Below are 22,589 nucleotides of genomic sequence, written 5' to 3' on the forward strand. Positions count from 1 at the left end.
TCGGAAAATTCAGCGCGGATGAGAACCTTGGCCGACGCTCAGTAATGGACCTCATGCGGGCGCTCAGCGCCGGAGTGATGCAGCGATAATCCGGCGCTCCGGGATTCAGGCCACGATCGGCATGATCGACACGTGGGCGGACACCACCTTCCAGCCAAGGTCGGGCAAGCGCATCCAGGTCTGGCTCTGACGCCCGATGCCGGGCTTGCCGCGCGGCTTGAATTCCAGATTGACCGTAGCGAAGTCGCTCCCGAGCGTCAGGACCTCCAGCCGGATCCGCGCCTCCTTGGTCCCGCCCGGCGGCGGATCGTTTGCGACGCGTGCGGCGTGGACCTCGGCAAAGCCGTAACAGTTCTCATGGAGGGCGAAGCGGATCGTGTGCGGACTATCCCAGAAGGTCTCGTCGAGCACGGCGACATCCTTCTCGACGAGCGCCCGCTCGTAGCGCTCGAACAGGGCGGTAATCTCGGCCACGACCTCGGGGCGGTTCACAGTCACGTCCATTCAGGCCTCCAGGGCGACCGCGGTACGGATCAGGTCAAGGTCGGTCCCACGCGCACCGAGGATCGACAGGCCGACCGGAGCGCCGTCGACCCGTGCGCCCGGTAGATTGACCTGCGGGACGCCGGTGAGGCCGCCGTGGCTCGTCAGGCAGGCGATGCGCTCCCGCAGGGGGTGCAGCGCGTCGAGCGGCAGCCCGCGCAACGGCGCCGGGAACGGCGTGGTCGGAAGGCACAGGATCGTGCCGGGGGGCAGAAGCCGGGCGAGGCGAGCCCGGGCCTCGATCCGCATCAGGCTCGCGGCGCTGCGCTCGGCATCGGTCATCATCGAGCCCTGAATCAGCGAGCGTGCGACCGAGAAGGCCAGGCGTGGATTGCAGGCATCGAGCCAGGGCTCGAAGGTCTGCCACGCCTCGCTGCTCTGCAGGACGCGCTGCGCCCGCTGCCACACGGACAGGCCCTGCGGCGCCAGGGTCACGTCGCGCCGGTTGCCAACCAGGGCGGCCAAGCGGTCGATCTGCGGGGCCAGCGCCTCCTGGACCGCCGCGTCGGCGAAGCCGAGCGCGTCCGCTGCTACGAGGAGCGTGCGCGGCAGGTGATCCGGCACGGCTTGGCCGAACAGCACCTCGCCCACCCGCGCGAAGGTTACCGCGTCCCGGGCGAACCAGCCGCAGGTATCCGAGCTCGGCGCCTGGACGCAGATCCCGGCGAAGTCGATGCGGCCGTGCGTCGGCCGGATGCCGTAGAGCCCGCAGAAGCTCGCTGGCACCCGAACGGAGCCGCCCGTATCCGTTCCCAGGGCGAAGTCGCAGGCGCCCGCGGCCACCGCGGAGGCCGAGCCGCTCGACGAGCCGCCGGGCACTCGATCGGGCGCCGCGGGATTGAGCGGCGTGCCGTCATGGGCGTTCTCGCCGAGGATCCCCAGCGAGACCTCATCGGTCACGGTCTTGCCGACGATTGAGGCGCCCACATCGAGCAGCGTCTGCACTACCTGGGCATGGCGGGTCGGCGTCGGGTAGACGCGCGGCCAGTCCGGGTTGCCGCCCCCCGTGGGGCTATCCGCGACGTCGATCAGGTCCTTGACGGCGAAGGCGAGGCCGGCGAGCGGCCCCATCGCGGATCCGGCGACGCGCACGCGCGGCCCGGGCAGGAACGGGTCCGTCGAGAGGGGCTGTGCGGCTGTCATGCGGGGATCGGTTCCTGCCATTGGGCGCCGGGCACGGCGGCGAACAGCGCCTTGGTGTAGGGATGCTTCGGCGCGAAGAAGATCTCGGAGGTCGGCGCGACCTCGACCACCTGACCGGACCGCATCACGGCGATCCGGTCGCAGACCTGCAGCGCGACCCGGAGATCGTGGGTCACGAACAGCATGCTGAGGTGCAGCCGCGCCTTGATGTCGGCGAGCAGCGCCAGGACCTGCGCCTGCACGGAGACGTCCAGGGCCGAGACCGGCTCGTCGGCCACCAGGATCTCGGGCTTCATGGCGAGCGCCCGGGCGATGCCGATTCGCTGGCGCTGGCCGCCGCTGAACTCATGTGGGAAGCGCTGCGCCGCCGCAGGGTCGAGGCCGACCAGCGCCAGCATCTCGCACGCCTGGACCCGCGCGATGCCGGGTTCGGTGCCGTGGATGATCGGCCCCTCGGCGACGATGTCGACCACGCGCTGGCGCGGATCGAGGGAGCCGTAGGGGTCCTGGAACACCATCTGCACGCGCCGGCGATGCGGGCGCATCTGGCGGCGGCTCAGGTCGGCGACGCTGTGCCCGGCCAGCAGGATCTCGCCGCCGTCGACCGGCATCAGGCGGGTGATCGCCCGCGCCAGCGTGCTCTTGCCCGAGCCGCTCTCGCCGACGAGACCCAGGGTCTCGCCCCGCCGCAGCAGGATGTCCACGCCGTCGAGGGCCCGGGTGACGCGGCCCCCGAACAGGCCGCGGGCGCCGTAGGTCTTCTCGACCCGCTTGGCCTCCACCACCAGGGGGGCGGTGCTGGGCGTGCGCCGCGGCGGCGGGACGAGCTTCGGCACGGCGGCGATGAGCGCGCGCGTGTAGGGATGCTTCGGCGCCCCGAGGACCGAGGCCGCCGGCCCCTGCTCGACCAGGACACCCTTCTGCAGCACCGCGACCGTGTCGGCGATGTCGGCCACCACGCCGAAATCGTGCGTGATGAACAGGACGCTCGTGCCGTGCTCGCGCTGCAGGTCGCGGATCAGGGAGAGGATCTGCGCCTGCGTGGTGACGTCGAGCGCCGTGGTCGGCTCGTCGGCGATGAGCAGCCGCGGGTTCAGCGCCAGCGCCATGGCGATCATCGCCCGCTGGCGCTGGCCGCCCGAGAGCTGGTGCGGGTAGGAGCGCAGCAGCCGGGCCGGGTCCGGGAGGTGGACGCTCGCCAGCAGCGCGAGGATGCGCGCCCGGCGGTCCGCGCGCCCGAGCGTCGTGTGGATGCGCAGGACCTCGTCGATCTGCCGCCCGATCGTGTGGAGCGGGTTCAGGGCCGTCATCGGCTCCTGGAAGATCATCGCGATGCGGGCACCCCGGACTTTGCGCATCTGACGCGGGGTGATCGCGGCGAGATCCGCGCCCTCGAACTGGATGCGCCCTCCGGCCACGCGCACGCGCGGTCCCGGGAGCAGGCCGAGGATCGCGCGGGCCACCATCGACTTGCCCGATCCGCTCTCGCCGATCAGGCAGGTGACCGCGCCGGGGCGCAGGACGAGATTCAGGTCGGTGACGGCGTTCGGACGGTCCGCGCCGGGCGGGAGCGTGATTGTCAGGTTCTCGATCTCGAGGACGGCGTCGCTCATCGCTCTCGGAGCCTCGGGTTCAGGACCTCGTTCAGGCCATCACCGACGAGGTTGATGGCGAGGACGGTCAGCAGGATCGCCAGCCCGGGGAACGTGCAGATCCACCAGGCCGACCGGAGGACCGCGCGGCCCGAACTGATGATCAGGCCCCAGCTCATCACGTTGGGATCGCTCAAGCCCAGGAAGGCGAGCCCCGCCTCGATCAGGACCGCGGTGCCGATCAGCAGCGTGCCGACCGCGATGATCGCCGCGGTGCAGTTCGGCAGCATGTGTCGGAAGACGATGCGGGCGTCGCCCGCCCCCAGGCCGTCGCAGGCCAGCACGAACTCGCGGCCGCCGAGCGCCACGAACTCGCCCCGGACGAGGCGGGCGATGCCCGGCCAGGAGACGGCCACGATCGCCACGACTTCGCTGAAGAGCGACGGCGACAGGATCGCCACGATCAGGATCGCCAGCACGAAGGCGGGGATGGTCTGGAAGAACTCCGTGAGCCGCATCAGCGCGACCTCGACGCCGCCCCGGTAGTAGCCGGCCAGGCCGCCGACCAGGGTCCCGAGCAGGATCGCAGCCCCGGTCGCGCTGAGGCCGATGATCAGGGAGGTGCGGGCGCCGTACGCGATCTCGGCGGCCACGTCCCGGCCCAGCGTGTCGGTCCCGAGCAGAAACGGGCCGCCCGGCGGCTGGAGGGCCGGGCCGACAAGCGCGAACGGATCGCCGGGATAGAGGAGCGGCGTGAGCGCCACGAGGACGACCAGCCCGAGGAGAACCGCCGCCCCCGCGAGGGCGAGGCGGTTGCGCGCGAACCGCGCCAAGCCCGTGCGCATCGCTAGAGCTCCAACCGCGGATCGAGGCAGACGTAGACGAGGTCGACGGCGAGGTTGATCACGACCACGAGGCAGGCCGAGACGAAGAAGATGCCGAGGAGCAGGTTGAGGTCGCGCGACTGGAGCGCGTTGAAGGCCAGCGTGCCGACCCCCGGCCAGCCGAACACCGTCTCGACCACGATCGAGCCGCCGATCAGGTTGCCGGCCTGCACGCCCGCCATGGTGACCACCGGCAGCAGCGCGTTGCGCAGGACGTGCCCGGTCATCACCCGCGCCTCGGTCTGGCCCTTGGCGCGCGCGGTGGTGACGTAGTCCATGCCGACCTGCTCCAGCACGGAGGCGCGCATCACCCGGGCGTAGACCGCAAGGTAGAACAGCGCGAGCGCCACCGCCGGCATGACGAGGTGGCGGCCGACGTCCCAGACCTCGTCCCAGCCCTCGTTGTCGGCGCCGACCGTGTCGTAGCCGCTGGTGGGCAGCCAGCCGAGGCGGATCGCGAAGACCACGATCATCATCAGCCCGAGCCAGAAGCCCGGGGTCGCGTAGGCAATGAGGCTGACCAGGGAGATGACCGCGTCGCGCCAGGAATTGCGCCCGGTCGCCGCCACGAGGCCCAGCAGCGTGCCGATCAGCAACGCGGCCGCGAAGGCGGTCAGCATCAGCAGCCCGGTCGGCCAGAGCCGGTCGACGATCAGGCTTCCCACCGGGCTGTCGTTGCGGAACGAGTAGCCGAGATCGAGGTGGAGCATGTTCAGCAGGTAGACGCCGAACTGCGTGGCGAGCGGCTGGTCGAGGCCGAACTTGTGCCGCAGCTGCTCCATGTATTCGGGGCTCGCCGCGCCGCTCTCGCCCGCCAGCACGGAGGCCGCGTCGCCGGGGGCGAGGTGGATCAGGAAGAAGTTGAGCACGACGATGCCAAGCACCACCGGGATCGCCAGCAGCAGCCGGTAACCGAGGAAACGCGCGAGCCGCACGGGATTACTTGTCCATCCAGGCCCGTTCGAAGGCTTGCTGGGTTCCGAGGGGGCCGGTCGTGTGGTCCTTGAGGCGTCGGTTGAAGACGCTGACGTACTGCACGTCGATGAGCCAGATCATCGGGCTGTCCTCCGCCAGGACCTGCTGGACCTTCTTGTAGAGCGCGGCGCGCTTCTCCGCGTCCGGCTCGCGCGCCCCCTCGCCGAGCATGCGGTCGACCTCGGGATTGCTGTAGAAGGTGTCGTTGACGAAGGTCACGCCCTTGCGGATCTGGCTGGTGAGGAACTGCTTGTTCAACCCGTAGACCGGGTCGACGCCCTGGCTCAGGAACGGCTCGTTCAGGTCGTAATCGTAGTTGGTGTAGACGCGCCGCAGCCAGGTCGCGGTGTCCTCCGAGCGCAGCGTCACGGCGATGCCCACGACGGCGAGCGCCTGCTTCAGGTACTCGGCCTGCCGCAGCCACTGCTCGCCGAAGGAATTCACCTCCAGGTGCAGGGCGAAGCGGGTCCCGTCCGCGCCGCGCGGGGCGCCGGCCTCGTCGAGCAGCCGGTTGGCGATGTCCAGCCGGTCCGGCACGTCGTACTGGCGCACGTCGTCGGTGTAGAGGCCGGCGGTCTTGAACTTGCGGCTGAGCGGACCGGTGGCGGGCAGGCCGTAGCCGAACATCACGTCCTTGAGGATGACCTTGCGGTCGATGGCGTAGGCGATTGCCTGGCGCACCTCCTTCTTCTGGAGATGCGGGTGACGGCCGTTCAGCTCGAGGACGCTCTGGGCAGGCGTCATCTCGTAGCCCTTGGTCGTGAGATCGAGGATCGGGTTGGTCTTCATCCGTTCGAGGTCGGCGTAGTTCACCGCGCTGTAGCCGGCGAAATGTGCCTCGCCCGCCTCCATCGCCGCCGAGCGCGTGGCCGCATCCGGGATGAACCGGGCAACGATCCGGTTGAGATACGGCAGGCCCGGCTTCCAGTAGTTTTCGTTGCGGTCCAGGCGCACAGACTGGCCCCGCTCCCAGCTCACGAACTTGAACGGACCGGTCCCGATCGGCTTGTTGGCACTGGGGTTCTGGAGGACGTCCGTACCCTCGAAGACCGAGCGGCACAGGATCGGCAGGTCGCGCCCGGAGAGCGCCTTCATGATGTAGGGCGCCGGATTGGCCAGCCGCAGGATTGCGGTCATCGGATCCGGCGTGTCGACGGCGGCCAGTTCCGCGAGCATGACCGGCGCGATCGGATTGTACTTCTTAAGGATCTCCATGAAGGAGTACTGCACGTCGGCGCTGGTGAACGGCTTGCCGTTGTGGAAGGTCACGCCGTCCTGAAGCTTGAACGTGATGGTCTTGCCGTCGGGCGCGACCTCCCACGACTTCGCGAGGTTCGGCTGCGGGTTCTGGTCCCAGTCGTAGGTGCACAGCCCCTCGTAGACCTGCGTGGCGATCGGCGGGATATTGCCCGCCGACACCGCGTAATGCGCCAGGGTCGAGGGCTCCGGATGGACGATCATGACCATCGTACCCCCGCGCTTCGCCTCGGCAGCCTGGGCGCCCGTTGCGGCTGCAGCGAGACCGAGGGGAAGCGCCAGAACCGTGCGGCGGGAGAGGTCGGTCACATGGGATCTGCGGGACAAGCCAAGAAACTCCTAAAGCTTCCCACCGCACAGCAAGGCACATGCCACTCAAGCGAGGCAGCTGACCGCATCTTCACAGCTATTGGTTGAGGCATCTCATCCAGGAACGTAATTGCACTCGGATGCCCTTGAGGCCTCGCGCGCGCACCTTTGTCGGGTCTGCGCGCGAGAGAAGAATCACCTGTTCTGCGCAGTACTTTCAGCAACTTGCCTGCTCATTCGCGCCGGCACGGTTTTCTTTTGAAGACGGTCAACGGGAAGACGTGACCCTGGGCTTGCCTTTTGCGGATGTGACCACCCCATTTCAGCAAACACTAACATCAGTGCGCTGGCGCTTGCTCAAGAAGACGCCGGTCCGCGAGAGCCCATGGCGTCGATCAATGTCGAAAGATGAACCGTCGAGCCCGGTCGGACTGAGGATCAGTGAAGAAATCCGTCGGCGCCGCAACTTCTCGGATGCGGCCCCCGTCCATGAAGACGATTGTGTCGGCGACGTCACGCGCGAAGCTCATCTCATGGGTCACGATCACCATGGTCAGCCCCTCCCGCGCAAGCTCGCGGATGACGCCCAGCACCTCTCCGACCATCTCGGGATCGAGGGCGCTGGTCGGCTCATCGAAGAGGATGACCTTCGGCCTCATGGCGAGTGCGCGACTGATCGCGACGCGCTGCTTTTGGCCGCCGGACAGCGTGTGCGGGTAGACGTCGGCCTTCTCGGTGAGGCCGACGCGCGCCAGGATCGCGCGGCCCTCCTCCTCAGCCTCTCGCTTGGGACGGCCGAGGACCTGGACTGGCGCCTCGGTCACGTTGCCGAGCACGGTCAGATGCGGCCAGAGTGCGAAGTGCTGGAACACCATGGCGATGCTGGTTCGCGTGGCGGCCAGTTCGCGCCGTGCCATCGGCTTCGCGGCCCTGCCATCCCCGCTCCGGCCGATGGGCTTGCCATCGATGCGGATGGAGCCCGCGCTCGGCTGCTCAAGCCAGTTGAGACAGCGCAGAAAGGTCGACTTGCCCGAGCCGCTCGGCCCCAGGATGCAGGTCGTCGTGCCGGGCGCGAGGTCGAGGTCGATGTCACGCAGGACCTCGAACCCATCGAAAGCCTTGCACAAACCCCGCACCGAGATCGCGGCGTCGGTCTCAGCCATAGCGTACCTTCCTCACCCGCTCCATGCGGCGCACGCTCGCCTCGACTACGAGCGACATGAGCAGGTAGAGGCCGACCGCGGCGGCGAACGGTGCGAACGGCGTGAAGTGGTTCGCACTGACGAAGTTCGCCGCGAAGGTCAGTTCCTGTACCGTGATGATCATGAGGAGCGCGCTGTCCCGGATGGTCGTGATCACCTGATTCCCGATCACCGGGGCAGCGGTGATGGCGACCTGAGGCAGGATGATGCGCCTGTAGATCAGGCTGCGGGACAGGCCGAAGGCATGCGCCGCCTCGATGTTGTCCGGGGCGACCGCGAGGAACGCCGCTCGGAAGATCTCCGCGAGGTAGGCCGTCGTGTAGACGGTCAGCGACAGCAGTCCGGCCCACCAAGGATCGAGTCTGAGGCCGAGCTCGGGCAGGCCGTAGTAGACGACGTAGGCGAGCAGCAGGAACGGCACGCACCGCAGGAGATCGACGGCCTCAGCGAACGGGCGGCGCAGCGAAGCCGGCGCCTCTGTGAGTACGACGGCGCCGAGGATGCCGAACGGTAGGCTGAGCAGGAGGCACCCCAGCACGAGCGACAGGGTGTTGGCCGCACCCCAGAGGAAGACGTCCCGACTCTCCCAGATGACCAGAAGTCCGTTCACGGGCGCACCAAACCGAAGCGCCGGGCGATCCTGCGCTCGACGACGCGCTGGCCTCGCACGAGCGTCGCGATCAGCGCGGTGTAGATGAACGTCGCCACGAGGAAGGGAGGAAGCGGCTCGTAGGTCTCTGCGCCGATCCGGCCGGCCGCGCGGGTGATCTCGACCACCCCGATGACGGCCACGGCCGGGGTGCACTTCAGGAGGATCGTGACCTCGCTGACCAGGGGCCCGAGATTTGCCCGCCAGATCTGCGGGAAGACGATGCGGATGAAGGTGGTTCGCCCCGACATGCCGAAGGCGGCGGCCGCCTCGAGTTGATCCCGGGGAAACGTTAGGAGTGCCGAGCGCCAGATCTCGCTGCTGAACGCCGCCGTATTCAGCGTGAGCGCGACGATGGCGGCCGGAACCGGTTCAAGCTCCAATCCGGCCGCCGGCAGGACGAAGTAGACGAACAGGACGAGCGTCACGAACGGTGTCGCCCGGACGAGGCTGACGACAGCGGCGAGAAGACCCGGGACCGCGGGGATACGACCTTCGCGCAGGAGCGCGAGGAGGAGGCCCAGAGGTAGGCTCAGCAGAATACTGACTGCTGCCAGCGCGGCGGTGACCACCGCGCCGTCGAGGATGGTGCGTATCGCTGGCCAGGTCATGGCCGTCACTCTCCGCGTCCGGGTCCGTCGCCCCGCGCTCCCAGGCTACTTGGTCGGCGCCGACGGCATGTCCTTGAAGGTGCGGCCGAGCCACTTCTCCTGCAGGGCATAGAGTTCTCCGCTCGCCCGCACCTTCGCCATGAACTGGTCGAGGTAGGCCAGGAGGCTGTCGTTCCCCTTGGCGACGGCCCAGGCCGCATAGGTTGGCGCGCCGACAGCCTCGCCCATCCTGAAGCGCTTCGGCTGGTCCTTCGTCAGGCTGACGAGGTTGACGACGCCATTAATCACGTAGTCGAGCCGGCCATTGGCAAGGTCCTGATACGCCTCCGGCAGCGAGGTGTACTGCACCACCTTGCCGAGCTTGCCGCCAGTCTTCGCCAGCGTCGGTTCGAGATCGGCCAGGGCCGCGTAGGACGCGCCGCCGGACTGCACGCCGACCGTCTTGCCGGCCAAGTCGGGGACGCCCTTGATCCGGGTCTCGTCGGCGCGGACCACGTAGTATTGCGTCGCCTCGGCGATCGGCATCGTGAAGGCGAGGCTCTGGACGCGATCGGGGGTGATGACGGCCGCCGTCAGGGCCACGTCGTACTTCCCGGTTGCGACGCCGGCCAGAAGCCCCGTCCAGGGTATGATCTGCTGGTCGATTTTGAACGGCGCCTCCTTGCGCAGCAGCGCGAGGAGGTCGTGGTCGAGGCCCATCGGCTTGCCGTTCTCGACGTATTCGAACGGCTTGTAGCTGTCCTCGGTCGCGGCGACCATGGACCCGTTGGTTTTGATCTCGTCGAGGCTCGCCGCAAAGGACGGTGACGCGCCGAAGCTCAAGTTCAGCGTCGCCGCGACGGCGATGCCGAGGATCCTGTCCCGAACGAAAGCCATGGCTCAGTCCTTCTGCGCGCTCGACGAAAGGGATGGCGCATCGCCGCGACGGGCGATCAGGTCGATCTCGACCAAGGCGTCGTAGGCGAGCCCTGTCGTGCCCACGCATGTCCGCGCGGGCAGGCGGTCGTGCGGGAAGAAGGACTGGTACGTGGCGTTGAACGCCGCGTAGTCGCGCTTGAACTCCGTCAGGAAGGCCCGCGCGACGACCACGTGCTCCAGCCCCAGGCCGAGCCCGGCCAGCACCGTTTCGAGGTTGGCCATCACGTTGCGGGTCTGCGCCTCGATGCCGTCCGGCAGGATGCCCGGATTGCCGGGCGTGTCCGGCATCTGCCCTGTGACGAAGACGAAGCCGTCGGCCTCGACCGCGTGGCTGAAGGGAGCAACCGGCTGCGGCCCACCGGAGACCATGTGGAACAGCATGGCCGACGGGGCTGATTGTGTCTTCGGCACCGCGATCTCCGTTCCGCAGGCTTGACCCGCGTAATGTCCCAGACCCAGGTTCAGGGCCGTATTGTCATGATCAAGCTAGGCGACATTGTCGGAGCTGGCTCGCGGATATCGGCGGCATCGCGCCCGAATTTCGGTCGCAGCTCCGGTCGGACCGAGACAATGTGTGGGACAATCGGTGCAAGGATGAGTCGACCCGAATGGACCCATGCCGTCGAGCGGACGGCCGGCGCCCGCTATTTGGCCATCGTCGGCGCGGTCGAGATCGCGCTGCGGACCGGCGCCCTGCGACCGGGCGATCGGCTGCCGCCGCAGCGCGACTTGGCCGCGTGGCTGTCGCTCAACATCGGGACGGTCAGCCGGGCCTATGCCGAGATGCAGCGGCTGGGCCTTGTCAGAGGCGAGATCGGCCGCGGCACCTTCCTCAACCACGCGCAGGATCCGGACGGACCGCCATCCCTTCGGGCGCCGGTCCCGCGTCAGACCTTCGTCGACCTGTCGCACAACTTCCCGGCGCATGCGATGCATCACCCTGCGCTGGCACTGATCCGCCGCGAACTCGACGGCGCTGTCGAGTTCGCGGCTCTGCTCGCGAGCCAGGTCGACGTCGGTCTTCACAGGCATCGGGCCATCGCCGCGCGATGGCTGGATCGCTTCGGGATCGAGGCCGAGGCCGACGAGGTGCTTGTCACCTGCGGCGGCCAGCACGGCCTGCTGCTCTCCCTGATGGCGCTGACGCATCCGGGCGATGTCGTCTTGGCAGAAGAGCTGAGCTTCTACGGCCTGAAATCAGCGGCCGGCATGCTGGGTCGCTCGCTGGTCGGGGTCCGCATGGATCGCGAAGGCATCGTGCCTGAATACCTCGACGTGGTCTGCCGCCGAACCGGAGCGAAAGTCCTCGTTTGCACGCCGACGCTGCACAATCCGACCACCGCAACGATGTCGGACGAGCGGCGTCGGGAGGTGATCGAAGTCTGTGTTCGCCACGATGTCCTGATCGTCGAGGATGATGTCTATGGCTTCTTGCCCGACCCAGTGCTGAGACCACTGGCTGCATTAGCGCCTGACCGGGTCGTGCATATCTCAAGCTTGTCGAAGCTTGCAGGCCCGGGATTGCGTGTCGGCTTCCTGCGTGTGCCGCGGCATCTGGTTTCTGCTTTCGGGATCGCGCTGCGTGCGACCACGCTGATGGCATCGCCGTTCAACGCGGAATGGGCGACGCGCCTTTTGGAGTCGCAGCGGATCGATCAAGTGATCGCCGCGATGCGCGCGGAAACGCAAGCGCGGCAGACTCTCGTTGCTGGCCTTCTGCCTCGGCAAGCCGTCCTCACCCAAGCAAACGCGTATTATTTCTGCCTGAAGTTGGGGAACGGCTGGTCAGCGGAAGCCTATTCGCAGGCCGCGGAGGAGGCTGGCGTTGGGGTTACGCCGATCAGCCTGTTCGAGGTGTCGTCTTTGCACCAAAGCGATACCGTGCGCGTCTGCGTCAACGCGGCGCCTGATCGAGAAACGCTTCGAGAGGCACTGGAGACATTGGCAGGCCTGCTTGAGGCAGGTGCACCGCCCACCCTTCGATTCAGGGCCGCGGTGTGAGGCGTGGTTCCATCGCTTTGACCCTATGACGACGGGTCGCCAGGCGTTGACATTCCGCCGCAGCGAGCGCGTGCCCCTTCGGGTTCCTTGGATATCCGCCGACGAGCATGCCACCGAAGTGGTGCTCTGGCCCGCCCTGACCCGTGCTCTGTCTGACTCGACGCCGCTCCGGGGACGTTGTCCATCGGCTTCGAACAATTGGTACCGACGGATTTTGTTGAAAAACGCGAAGGCAGCGCCTCAAGCGCAGTCCAAGGTAGCGTACGGGAGATGGTTGGTCTCTCGTAAACGGTGCGACCCCATTCCCGCAGCGGATTCAGAGCGTTTTACGAGTAGAATTTTCTCTAGCTGACGCCCTGAGCGGTACTGCATTAACCGGGTCCCGGGTTTTTCAACATAAACGGCGTTAAGCCGAACGTCTGCTCCCGCGCACTTGTGATCCGGCATAACGTAGTCTGGCGGATAGCAGAATGGCGGCTTTCCGCGCCTGAGCCACCGAAGCAGACACACGGAATCCTCTTCTCGTCCAGCCGCTGACTGGCCCGGCGGCAATCGACCGAAAACAGGAAGCCCTTCTAAACCAAGACCATTTCAGGCCGAGAAGGCGTAACGGTACCTTCAGTACGCTGTGGGACGCTCCTGCATCAGTTGAATGAGTGACCCACCATGTCGCAGAAATTCCGCCTCGTGACGCGTAGTGATTTCGATGGGCTCGTCTGCGGCATGCTGCTGCGCGAACTCGACCTGATCGACGAGATCAAGTTCGTCCACCCCAAGGACATGCAGGACGGCATCGTACCGATTGGGGGTCGCGACATCATCACCAACCTGCCATACGTCGAGGGCTGTCACCTCGCTTTTGACCATCACGCGAGCGAGATGACGCGTCATGCCGGGCGGACCTTCTCGAACCATGTGATCGATCCGACGGCGCCGTCCGCGGCTCGCGTCGTACATCGGCATTTCGGCGCCGCAGCCTTCCCGCGGATCAGCGCCGAACTGATGGCCGCCGTGGACAAGGCCGACTCGGCGCAGTTCACCCGCGCGGAGATCCTCGACCCGCAGGGTTGGGTGCTGCTGAACTTCCTCATGGATTCGCGCACCGGGCTCGGACGCTTTCGCGATTTCCGGATCTCGAACTACGACCTCATGATGCAGCTCATCGAGCATTGCCGCGACCACAGCATCGCAGAGATCCTGGCGCTCCCGGACGTCAGGGAGCGCGTCGACCTCTACAACGCGCATCGCGAGTCCTTCGTAGACCAGCTCCGCCGCTGCACCTCTGTCCACGGCAAGCTGGCGGTGATCGACCTGCGCGACGAGGAGGTCATCTACGCGGGCAACCGCTTCACCGTGTACGCTCTCTTTCCCAATAGCGACGTCTCGGCCCACGTGATGTGGGGCTTGAAGAAGCAGAACACCGTCTTCGCCATCGGAAAATCGATCCTCGATCGCGGCTCACTGGTCGATGTCGGTGCGCTATGCCTTGACTATGGTGGCGGCGGGCACCGAGCTGCCGGGACGTGCCAGATCGCCAACGCGCGCGCCGAAGCTGTCAAGGCCGAGCTCATCGCCGCGCTGTCAGGTGACTCTCGCAAGGCTGCGGCCTGAGACGACCTGGAACCGCAGCGAGTTTGACCCGCACGCCACGAAGCGCATCAGCTAAATCGGCTCGACCAACCGGACTCGATCAATCGAAGTTCAGCGCGCGATCACCGCGCGTCCGGGCCGACCTGTGGCCGGCGATCTTAGCCGGAAGCTTCTGTCTGCCGATGGTCAGCCGCTACGGGCTGGGTGAGGCGCCGGTCGCGCTCGCCCGCTTGAGGAAGAACGAGCATCTCGGAAAGGTCGTTCTGGGCGTTTGACGCCCAGTCCCGAGCGGCGGCCACGAACAAGCCGGCCCGGCGCCGACCGGCCGCTTCTCGACTGGATCGCGGCGTTTCGCCGGGAGATCCCAAGCGCCCCGATGCCTCGACGGCAGGATGCGGCGGCCGCCGCGCGCTGATTGGAACAGGGCGCGGCGGCCTTCACGGGCGTATTGTGCGAACGGGATCGAGCGTCGAACAGCGCGCCGCGTGAGGATCCACAATCCCGGCCGGCGGGCGCCCGTGGATCAACGCGTAGCCAGAATAGACGGCCGCGTATTCCGGGTTATCGCGTTCGGCTGGGCGGCAGGATCATCGCGGTGTCCGGGTCGGAAACGTCGCCCTCCTGCTGCTGATCGAGGGTGAGCTTGGCCGCGAGGTCCGGCACCTGCCCGTTTGCCAATTGCTGCGCGGCCGCGACTTCCTTATCCCGTGCCTGCTCCGCCGTGAGCTCGCCGCGCACCACCGCCCGGGCTAGGTTCAGGCTCAGGACGTTCTCGGCCTCGCTGGCGCCGTAGGCGGTCAGCGTGCCCCGCGTCCGGTCCGGGATGACGCTGCCGTTGAAGGTCGCGACGGCGCTGAAGAGGTTGAGCGGGACCTTGTAGGGCAGGCTCTGCTCCAGCACGTCGCTGTGCTTGGCAGGGAAATCGTGCTCGGCTCCGACCTTGTGCACCACCGTCCGGATCCACGGACCGTTGCGGTGCCAGATCAGCAGCGTCGCCGTCTGCTCCTGCGGTGCGCCGTACTTGTCAGCCACGGCCTCAGCGGCCCTGCGGGATGCCTCGGGCCAGTCCTGCGCGAGGCGCTCGGCGGCACCTGCAGAGCCCGCGGACAGCGCGAGGACGACAGCGAGGATGCATCGGCTGCGGTTCTGCGAAGGCATGCACTTCCCTGACGGCGCCGGGGGGCCAGCACGGCCCCGTGCAGCGAATGGGTTTCGCTGTCACGCCGCCGCGTTGCTCCGGATCTACGCCAGGTATAGGCCGAGCACCCCAGAATGGTTCCAGGGAGATGCTCGATGGCGCAGCCGATGTCGCTAGACGTGAACGGGCGCGTGGCGCCCGTGAGCGTGGTCGACCCCGATACGCCGCTCCTCTACGTCCTGCGCGACGATCTGGGCCTCCACGGGCCGCGCTTCGGCTGCGGGCTGGGCCAGTGCGGCGCCTGCACGGTGCATGTCGATGGGCAGGCGGTGCGCTCCTGCATCACTCCGGTCTCGAGCCTGAAGGCGGGGGCCAAGATCGTGACGCTCGAAGGGCTCGGCAGCCTGGACAAGCCGCACCCGGTGCAGGCGGCCTTCATCGCCGAGCAGGCGGCGCAATGCGGCTACTGCATCAACGGCATGATCATGCAGTCGGCCGCCCTGCTCAGCGAAACGCCGAAGCCCGACGAAACCGCGATCCGGCAAGCGCTCGCCCAGAATCTCTGCCGGTGCGGCACCCATCAGCGGATCGTGCGCGCCGTCCAGCGCGCGGCCGGCACGCTCTGACAGAGGTTGTTGCCATGACCGCACCCGCCCTCTCCCGCCGCAGCCTGCTCCTCCAGGGCGGCGCTCTCGTGGTCGGCTTCTCGCTGTCCGGCCGCGGCGCCAGCGCCCAGACCTTCGCGCCGGTCGCCACCAATGGCTTCGCGAAGCCCGTCGCCCCGGACCGCGTCGACAGTTTTCTGACGCTCGGCGCCGACGGTCGCGTAACGATCTTCTCCGGCAAGGTCGATCTCGGCACCGGCGTCGAGACCGCCCTGACGCAGATCGCGGCCGAGGAGCTCGACCTGCCGCTCGACCGCGTGACCATCGTCCAGGGCGATACGGCACTGACGCCGGATCAGGGGCCGACCTACGGAAGCCTCTCGATCCAGAAGGGCGGCGTCGAGATCCGGCAGGCGGCGGCGACGGCCCGCGCGCGCCTCGTGCAGATGGCCAGCGAGCGCCTTGGCGTACCGGCCGACGCGCTGATGAGTGAGAACGGCACCGTCCGCCCGAAAGCTGGCGGCCAGGGCCTCTCCTACGCCGACCTCGTGAAGGATGGGCGCCTCGACCTCAAGGTCGATCCGGCGGTCAAGACGAAAGACCCGGCGCAGTTCGCCCTCGTCGGCAAGTCGGTGGCGCGAGTCGACATCCCCGAGAAGATGACCGGCCGCTTCACCTACATGCAGGATTACCGCGTGCCCGGCATGGTGCATGCCCGGGTGGTCCGTCCCCCGACCATCGGGGCGGATCTGCATGGGGTGGACGAGGCCTCGGTCGCGGACATCCCGGGACTGATCAAGGTCGTGCGCCAGGGTAACTTCCTGGCCGTCGTCACCGAGAAGGAGTGGGCGGCCGTGAAGGCCGCCAAGCAGCTGAAGGCGACGTGGTCGAAATGGGAGGGCCTGCCCGAGCAGGACAAGCTCTGGCAGCACGTGCGCGCCACGAAGGTGACGAAGGATGACGTCACGAGCAGCACGGGCGATGCCGAGGCGGCACTCGGCCAGGCGGCCCGGAGGCTCGAAGCCACCTATGACTTCGCCATCCACACCCACGGGTCGATCGGTCCGTCCTGCGCCATCGCGGAGCTGAAGGACGGGTTCCTGACCTGCTGGACGGCCTCGCAGATGACGCACGCCCTGCGCAAGCAACTCGCGGCCATGACCGGCCTCGCGCCGGAGGTGGTCCGGTGCATCTACGTGGAGGGTTCAGGCTGCTATGGCCGCAACGGTCACGAGGACGCGGCCGGCGATGCGGCCCTCCTCGCCCGCGCAACCGGACGGCCGGTGCGGGTCCAGTGGTCGCGCGCGGACGAGCATGGCTGGGATCCGAAAGGACCGCCGACCCTGATCGACCTGAAGGCCGGCCTTGATCCTCAGGGCAACGTCACCGCTTGGTCCTCCCAGTTCCATATTCCGGAAGGGGCGGCCGGCAACGTGCCGCTGGTGGCAGCCTCACTGGCCGACCTGCCGCACGAAACCACGATGGCGCCCGGCAACATCATCGGTAACTCGGCCCTGCCCTACGCCTTCCCGAACGTACATACGGTCTGTCATCGTCTGGCCTCGACGCCGTTCCGGCCCTCCTGGATCCGCACCCCCGGGCGGATGCAGAACACCTACGCCAACGAGGCCTTCCTCGACGAGTGCGCGGCGGCAGCCGGCGCCGACCCTCTGGATTACCGCTTGCGCGCGCTGAAGGATCCGCGCGGTATCGAGGTGCTGAAGCGGGTTGGCGATCTTGCCAAGTGGCAGGCGCGCCCCTCGCCGGTGAAGGACGTCGCGGGCGACGTCCTGCGCGGCCGCGGGATCTCCTACGTGAAGTACGAGCTCAACCGCACCTACGTGGCCGGTGTGGCCGAGGTCGAAGTCAATCGCAACACCGGGCAGGTGCGGGTGCCGCGCTTCTTCGTGGTCCAGGATTGCGGCCAGATCATCAACCCGGACGGCGTGCGCAACCAGCTCGACGGCAACGTCATCCAGACCGTCAGCCGGGTGCTGCTGGAGGAGGTCACCTTCGATCGCGGCGCCGTGACGAGCCTCGACTGGTCGAGCTACCCGATCCTCACCTTCCCGGACGTGCCGGAGGTCGTGATCGACCTGATAGATCGGCCGAGCGAAAAGCCGTGGGGAGCCGGCGAGCCCTCCGCCGCCATCGTGCCGGCGGCGGTCTCGAACGCGATCTTCGACGCGACCGGCGTGCGCGTGCGGTCCGTGCCGTTCACCGCGGCCAAGGTGAAGGCAGCCCTGCAGGGGGCCTGAGTCGCGAACTGGCAGGATCGTCGCTCCGGTGGCGCGGCGCGGGACGGGATCGTCGGTCCGCAGGGCACCGCGGACATCGGGCGTGCGTCGGCCGTCGGGATCGATGCGGCTTGATCGAGGCGGTCGGCATGGGCGCGCCCGTGCCAGGGTTCGCTCCGGAATCCGCTGACCGCACCGCGGCAGCGCTCGAGCATTCGCTGCTCGGCGCTCACGTCCGTCGGATTGCCCCTCGGCCGGCTCAGTCCACTGCGCGCTGGTCAGGTCACCGCTGGAGGAAATCCAAGGTCTCTCGGGCGAACATCTCCGGGGCTTGAAGCTGCGGGACGTGCGCGCAGTCCGGCAGCATCACGAACCGGGCATCCGCCAGCCCGGCCGCGAGCTCACGCGCCATAGCCGGCGGCGTCGCTTCATCGTGCTCGCCGACGAGCACCAGGGCCGACGCGCGCAGCTCCGCCAGCCGGGGGCGCAGATCAAGGCCCGCGAGGGCCGCGCAGGCATTCTGAAACACGCCGATGTCGGTTTGCAGGAAGGCGGCCCGCCGCTCGGCCATCAAGGCCGGATGGGCGGCCTGGAACGCAGGTGAGAACAGCCGGCGCATCGCCGTCTCGGCCAGGGCCGGAAGCCCCTTCTCGCCCGCCACGCGCGCCATGCCGCGAAAGGCCTCGCGGCCCGGCTCGGAGAAGCAGGCGCCGCAATCCGCGAAGATGAGGCGGTCGAACAATTCCGGGTGGCGCAGGGCGCAGAGCAGCAGCACGAAGCCGCCGTAGCCGTTGCCGAGCCCGGCCGCCGGCCTGCCGCCTGTCGCCGCGCGCACGGCTTCGCCGACCCGGTCGGCGACCGCCTCGAGACCGCCCGGAACAGGCGCGGAACCGCCGAAGCCCGGCAGGTCCACGACGAGGACCCGGAAGTCACGGCTGAGCGCCGGGACCACCGGGTCGAAGCTGGTGGCGTCGGCGAGCAGCGAGTGCAGCAGGACCAGGGGCGGCCCCGCGCCGAACTCCCGAACCGCAACGTTTTCGTCCGCGAACAACGCCTGCATCCAAGACCTCCTCACCGCCCCTGCCGGCGCCTTCAGCCCGCTGTCGCATCCGACGCGCGCAGTCGCAATACAGTTGACGTGATATTTCACGAATGGCAGCATGTGTCGATCGAATGAGGCCGTCGTGCTGCTCCGTGACAACATCTATGCGGCAATCCGCGCCGACATCCTGGCCTGCATCCTCCGTCCCGGTGCGGAGGTCCGCGAGCAGGAACTGGCCAAGCGCTACGCCGTCAGCCGCCAGCCTGTCCGCGAGGCGCTGCTGCGCCTGGAGCGCGAGCGGCTCGTGACCGTTCACGCGCGTCAGGGATATCAGATCAACGCCATTTCGGTTGCCGACGCGCGGGATCTGCTGCGCATGCGCCTCGCGCTCGAGCCGGCCTGCGCGGCGGAGGCCGCGGCCAACGCGCCCGATGCCGTCCTCAGCGCGCTCGACGCGTTCCGCGCCGTGGCCGAGGGCGCCGATTTCATCGCGGAGAACCGCGCCTTCCACATCGCGCTGGCCGAGGCGTCGGGGAACCGCCGCATGGCCGCGACGGTGCGCGACCTCGTCGAGCAGGCGGACCGGCTGGTGCGCGTGAGCCTCGACGGTATTCGCGGGCGCGATCCGGCGCAGCTGGTGGCCGAGCATGCCGGTATCATCGACGCGCTCCAGCGCCGCGACGGCCGCGGCGCGCGGCGCCTCGTGCGCGAGCATGTCGGCCAGGCCGAGCGACGCATCCTGACCGCACTGGAGCGCAGCGCGATCGTCCTCTGAGCAGCGCCGCCTCAGGCGCGAAGCCCAGGACGCGGTTCGAAACGATACGGGAGAGACGCCATGACCCTGCACGCGCCGGCACCCTCGATCGAGACACGGGGCAACTTCATCGACGGCCGCGAGGTCGAGGCCGGCGACGGCACGCTGATCGACGTGCGCAATCCCGCGACCGGCGCGGTGATCGCCCGGATTCCCAATTCAGGTCCCGCAGATGTCGACAGGGCCATGCGCGCGGCCCGGTCCGCCTTCGAGGGCAAGGAATGGGGTGGCATGGATCTCCGGGCGCGCGCCCTGCTGGTCAATCGCCTGGCCGATGCGTTCGAGGCCAACCTCGACACGCTCTACCGGCTGGAGACCACCAACAACGGCCGGCCGGTCAACGAGACGCGGGCGCAACTCTCGCGGCTGCCGGACTTCTTCCGCTACTTCGCGGGCGTGGCGCTGGCGCGCCGCGACGACGTAATCCCGGTGGAGGGCAACTACCTCAACTACACCCGCCGCACCCCGATCGGGGTGGTGGCCAATTGCACACCGTTCAACCACCCGCTGATGATCCTGTGCAAGTCCCTGGCCGTCGTGCTGGCCACCGGCTGCACCACGGTGGTCAAGCCGTCCGAGTACACGCCGCTCACGACGCTCAAGCTCGCGCAGATCTTCACCGAGGCCGGCTTGCCGCCGGGGGTGTTCAACATCGTGCTCGGGCTGGGCGCCTCGACCGGCAAAGCCCTCGCCGAGCACCGCGACATCAACAAGCTCGTGCTCACCGGCGGCACCGAGGCCGGCCGGATCGCGGGATCGGCCGCCGCCAAGGTCTTCGCCCACCAGACCATGGAACTCGGCGGCAAGACGCCCGTGATGGTGTTCGAGGATTTCGACATCGAGCGGGCAGTGAACTACGCGGCCTTCGGCGCCTTCATCGGCGCCGGCCAGACCTGCGTGTGCGGCAGCCGCCACCTCGTCCAGGCCTCAATCTACGACGAGTTCGTGGAGCGGCTCGCCGCCAAGACCGCCTCGATCCGCCTGGGCGACCCCTTCGACGTCGCGACCCAGCTCGGTCCGGTGATCTCCGAGCGCCAGCGCGAGCGGGTCCTGGCCTATGCCGGCTACGGCCGCGACGAGGGCGCCCGCGCAGTGGCGGGCGGGCGGGCCGCGCAGGTGCCGGGCTTCGAGGGCGGCTACTTCGTCGAGCCCACAGTCTTCGCCGACGTGCGTGCCGACATGCGCATCTTCCAAGAGGAGGTGTTCGGGCCCTTCACCAGCGTCACGCGTTTCGAGGACGAGGCCGACGCGCTCCGGCTCGCCAACGACTCGCCCTTCGGCCTCGCCGCGGCCGTGCGCACCCGCGACGTCGCCCGCGCCCACCGGGTGGCGCACGCGGTCAAGGCCGGCATCGTCTGGATCAACGACCACCACCGCCTCGACCCGGCCTCGCCCTGGGGCGGGGTGGGGGACAGCGGGCTCGGCCGCGAATGCGGCATCGAGAGCTTCAACGACCATTTCGACGTGAAGAGCGTGATGGTCGCCACCGGCGACGGGCCCTTCGACTGGTACCGCGACACGGCTGGCCAGCGCCGCCTGAACTGACGATGACGGCGCGGGAGGATGCGAGGTCCGCGCCAGACGGACCCCTTCCGCGCCGGCTCCCCTCCCCCGGAAGGAAACGCCCATGCCCGCGTCCGTGAACCCGGCGGTCAACGCCGGAGGCCGCCTCGACCGCCTGCCGATCGGCCCATTCCATCGCCGCATCATGTGGCTGATCGGGGTCGGCATGTTCTTCGACGGCTTCGACATCTACATCGCCGCGACCGTGCTGGGCTCGACCCTGAAGAGCGGCTTCTCGACCCTGCCGCAGAACGCGTGGTTCGTCTCGGCGACCTTCGTGGGGATGATGGCGGGCTCGTTCCTCACGGGCTTCTTCGGGGACCGCTACGGACGGCGCTTCACCTATCAGGCCAACCTGCTGGTTTTCGGACTCGCCGCCATCGGCGCGGCCTTCGCGCCGAACATGACGGTCCTGATCATCCTGCGCTTCATCATGGGCGTCGGCCTGGGGGCCGAGAACGTGGTCGGTTACTCGACCATGACCGAGTTCGTGCCGGCGCGGGCGCGCGGGCGCTTCCTCGGCCTGATGGCGGTGTTCGTGGTCACCGGCCTGCCGGCGGCGTCCCTGGTCGGATACCTCGTGATCCCGGCTTTCGGCTGGCGGGCGATGTTCGCGCTGGGCGGCGTCGGGGCTTTGGCCGTCTGGTACGCCCGCAAGAGCCTGCCGGAATCGCCGCGCTGGCTTGAGGCGGTGGGGCGGCACGCCGAGGCCGAGGCGCTGATGCGTACGATCGAGGCCGAGGCGAGCCGAGGCGCGCCCCTGCCGGCCGCCGCCGCGATGGCGCCCGTGCCGCAGCTCGGGCTCGCCGCCCTGTTCCGGCCGCCGCTGCTGTCGCGGCTGCTGCTGGGCTGCCTGTGCCTCGTGGTGATTAACACGCTGCTCTACGGCTTCGTAACATGGCTGCCGACCTTCTTCATCCGGCAGGGCCTCTCGGTGGCGACCTCCTTCGGCTACGCGCTGTTGATGGGCCTCGGGGCGCCGGTGGGGAGCGCCATCGGCGCGCTGACCGCCGACCGCTGGGGCCGCAAGCCGACGATCATCGGCGCCTCGGCGGCCGCCATCTTGTTCGGGATTCTCTACCCGATGACCCAGGATCCGGTCCTGCTGCCGCTCGTCGGCTTCGGGTTGACCGTGCCGATCTACGTGCTGGTGGCGCTCTTGTTCGGGATCTACATTCCCGAGCTGTTCCCCACCGAGGTGCGGCTGCGGGCCTCCGGCCTGTGCAACACGGTCGGGCGCGGGGCGACGATTGTGACGCCGTTCCTGGTCGTGAGCCTCTTCGAGGCCTATGGCATCGCGGGCGTGACGGGCCTGATGATCGGGCTTCTGGCCCTGCAGATCGTGGCGGTCGCCGTCTCCGGCGTCGAGCCGCGCCGTCAGAGCCTGGAGAGCCTCGAGCCCGGCCCCACGCCGACCGAGGCCGGCGCGGCCTCCGGGGCACGCAGCGCGGTGCCACGCCCGATCGCCTGAGCGCACATCACGTCCCCGTGCCATCCCGGAGCCGCACCCGGCGCT

The 22,589-nt window shown here is 68.4% G+C and carries 20 protein-coding genes; 7 read left to right on the forward strand and 13 right to left on the reverse strand.

Annotated elements, in window-relative coordinates:
• Positions 1-105: 105 nt before the first annotated feature.
• The 11 genes from hpxZ to ABIE45_RS28480 form a co-directional block, all read right to left on the reverse strand.
• On the reverse strand, positions 106-504 hold the full coding sequence (gene hpxZ / locus ABIE45_RS28430) for an oxalurate catabolism protein HpxZ (RefSeq protein ID WP_192710911.1): 399 nt from the start codon (positions 502-504) through the stop codon (positions 106-108).
• On the reverse strand, positions 505-1,686 hold the full coding sequence (locus ABIE45_RS28435) for an amidase (RefSeq protein WP_192710910.1): 1,182 nt from the start codon (positions 1,684-1,686) through the stop codon (positions 505-507).
• Positions 1,683-3,299, reverse strand: coding sequence for an ABC transporter ATP-binding protein (locus tag ABIE45_RS28440; RefSeq protein WP_192710909.1), 1,617 nt, complete (start codon positions 3,297-3,299; stop codon positions 1,683-1,685). The genes ABIE45_RS28435 and ABIE45_RS28440 overlap by 4 nt, the downstream gene beginning before the upstream one ends.
• Positions 3,296-4,123 carry an ABC transporter permease gene (locus ABIE45_RS28445; RefSeq protein ID WP_192710908.1) on the reverse strand — a complete coding sequence of 276 codons (828 nt, stop codon included), beginning with the start codon at positions 4,121-4,123 and terminating at the stop codon, positions 3,296-3,298. The genes ABIE45_RS28440 and ABIE45_RS28445 overlap by 4 nt, the downstream gene beginning before the upstream one ends.
• 2 nt (positions 4,124-4,125) lie before the next feature.
• Positions 4,126-5,097, reverse strand: coding sequence for an ABC transporter permease (locus ABIE45_RS28450; RefSeq protein WP_192710907.1), 972 nt, complete (start codon positions 5,095-5,097; stop codon positions 4,126-4,128).
• 4 nt (positions 5,098-5,101) lie between these two features.
• Positions 5,102-6,703: an ABC transporter substrate-binding protein gene (locus tag ABIE45_RS28455; protein ID WP_192710906.1), complete on the reverse strand. Its 1,602-nt coding sequence runs from the start codon at positions 6,701-6,703 to the stop codon at positions 5,102-5,104.
• A gap of 395 nt (positions 6,704-7,098) precedes the next feature.
• Entirely contained in the window at positions 7,099-7,866 is a 768-nt protein-coding gene (locus ABIE45_RS28460) for an amino acid ABC transporter ATP-binding protein (protein ID WP_192710905.1), read from the reverse strand.
• Positions 7,859-8,515, reverse strand: coding sequence for an amino acid ABC transporter permease (locus ABIE45_RS28465; RefSeq protein ID WP_192710904.1), 657 nt, complete (start codon positions 8,513-8,515; stop codon positions 7,859-7,861). The genes ABIE45_RS28460 and ABIE45_RS28465 overlap by 8 nt, the downstream gene beginning before the upstream one ends.
• Positions 8,512-9,165 carry an amino acid ABC transporter permease gene (locus ABIE45_RS28470; RefSeq protein WP_192710903.1) on the reverse strand — a complete coding sequence of 218 codons (654 nt, stop codon included), beginning with the start codon at positions 9,163-9,165 and terminating at the stop codon, positions 8,512-8,514. The genes ABIE45_RS28465 and ABIE45_RS28470 overlap by 4 nt, the downstream gene beginning before the upstream one ends.
• Positions 9,166-9,210: 45 nt before the next feature.
• Complete coding sequence (locus tag ABIE45_RS28475) at positions 9,211-10,041, reverse strand: transporter substrate-binding domain-containing protein (RefSeq protein WP_192710902.1); 831 nt, start codon at positions 10,039-10,041, stop codon at positions 9,211-9,213.
• A gap of 3 nt (positions 10,042-10,044) precedes the next feature.
• Positions 10,045-10,464, reverse strand: coding sequence for a RidA family protein (locus ABIE45_RS28480; protein ID WP_192710966.1), 420 nt, complete (start codon positions 10,462-10,464; stop codon positions 10,045-10,047).
• A 213-nt stretch (positions 10,465-10,677) separates the two neighbouring features.
• Here ABIE45_RS28480 and ABIE45_RS28485 point away from each other — a divergent pair, with 213 nt between their 5' ends.
• Both ABIE45_RS28485 and ABIE45_RS28490 read left to right on the forward strand, forming a co-directional pair.
• Positions 10,678-12,084: a PLP-dependent aminotransferase family protein gene (locus ABIE45_RS28485; RefSeq protein WP_192710901.1), complete on the forward strand. Its 1,407-nt coding sequence runs from the start codon at positions 10,678-10,680 to the stop codon at positions 12,082-12,084.
• Positions 12,085-12,750: 666 nt separating this feature from the next.
• The gene (locus tag ABIE45_RS28490; protein WP_192710900.1) at positions 12,751-13,695 is read left to right on the forward strand and encodes an exopolyphosphatase; all 945 of its coding nucleotides are present in this window, start codon (positions 12,751-12,753) and stop codon (positions 13,693-13,695) included.
• Between the two features lie 540 nt (positions 13,696-14,235).
• On the opposite strand, the gene ABIE45_RS28495 is transcribed toward ABIE45_RS28490, so the two are convergent.
• Positions 14,236-14,832, reverse strand: a complete 597-nt coding sequence (locus ABIE45_RS28495; RefSeq protein ID WP_192710899.1) for a hypothetical protein — start codon at positions 14,830-14,832, stop codon at positions 14,236-14,238.
• Between the two features lie 135 nt (positions 14,833-14,967).
• Here ABIE45_RS28495 and ABIE45_RS28500 point away from each other — a divergent pair, with 135 nt between their 5' ends.
• Both ABIE45_RS28500 and ABIE45_RS28505 read left to right on the forward strand, forming a co-directional pair.
• Positions 14,968-15,438, forward strand: a complete 471-nt coding sequence (locus ABIE45_RS28500) for a (2Fe-2S)-binding protein (RefSeq protein ID WP_192710898.1) — start codon at positions 14,968-14,970, stop codon at positions 15,436-15,438.
• 14 nt (positions 15,439-15,452) lie between these two features.
• Positions 15,453-17,675, forward strand: a complete 2,223-nt coding sequence (locus ABIE45_RS28505) for a molybdopterin cofactor-binding domain-containing protein (RefSeq protein WP_192710897.1) — start codon at positions 15,453-15,455, stop codon at positions 17,673-17,675.
• A gap of 262 nt (positions 17,676-17,937) precedes the next feature.
• On the opposite strand, the gene ABIE45_RS28510 is transcribed toward ABIE45_RS28505, so the two are convergent.
• Entirely contained in the window at positions 17,938-18,714 is a 777-nt protein-coding gene (locus ABIE45_RS28510; protein WP_192710896.1) for an alpha/beta fold hydrolase, read from the reverse strand.
• A gap of 124 nt (positions 18,715-18,838) precedes the next feature.
• Between ABIE45_RS28510 and ABIE45_RS28515 the strand changes: the two genes are divergently transcribed.
• The 3 genes from ABIE45_RS28515 (at position 18,839) to ABIE45_RS28525 (ending at position 22,544) form a co-directional block, all read left to right on the forward strand.
• Positions 18,839-19,471, forward strand: a complete 633-nt coding sequence (locus ABIE45_RS28515; protein WP_192710895.1) for a GntR family transcriptional regulator — start codon at positions 18,839-18,841, stop codon at positions 19,469-19,471.
• A gap of 60 nt (positions 19,472-19,531) precedes the next feature.
• On the forward strand, positions 19,532-21,055 hold the full coding sequence (locus ABIE45_RS28520) for an aldehyde dehydrogenase (RefSeq protein ID WP_192710894.1): 1,524 nt from the start codon (positions 19,532-19,534) through the stop codon (positions 21,053-21,055).
• Positions 21,056-21,137: 82 nt separating this feature from the next.
• Positions 21,138-22,544, forward strand: a complete 1,407-nt coding sequence (locus ABIE45_RS28525; RefSeq protein WP_192710893.1) for an MFS transporter — start codon at positions 21,138-21,140, stop codon at positions 22,542-22,544.
• Positions 22,545-22,589: the final 45 nt, after the last annotated feature.

It is taken from the genome of Methylobacterium sp. OAE515 (assembly GCF_041806315.1).
Classification (GTDB): Bacteria; Pseudomonadota; Alphaproteobacteria; order Rhizobiales; family Beijerinckiaceae; genus Methylobacterium; species Methylobacterium tardum.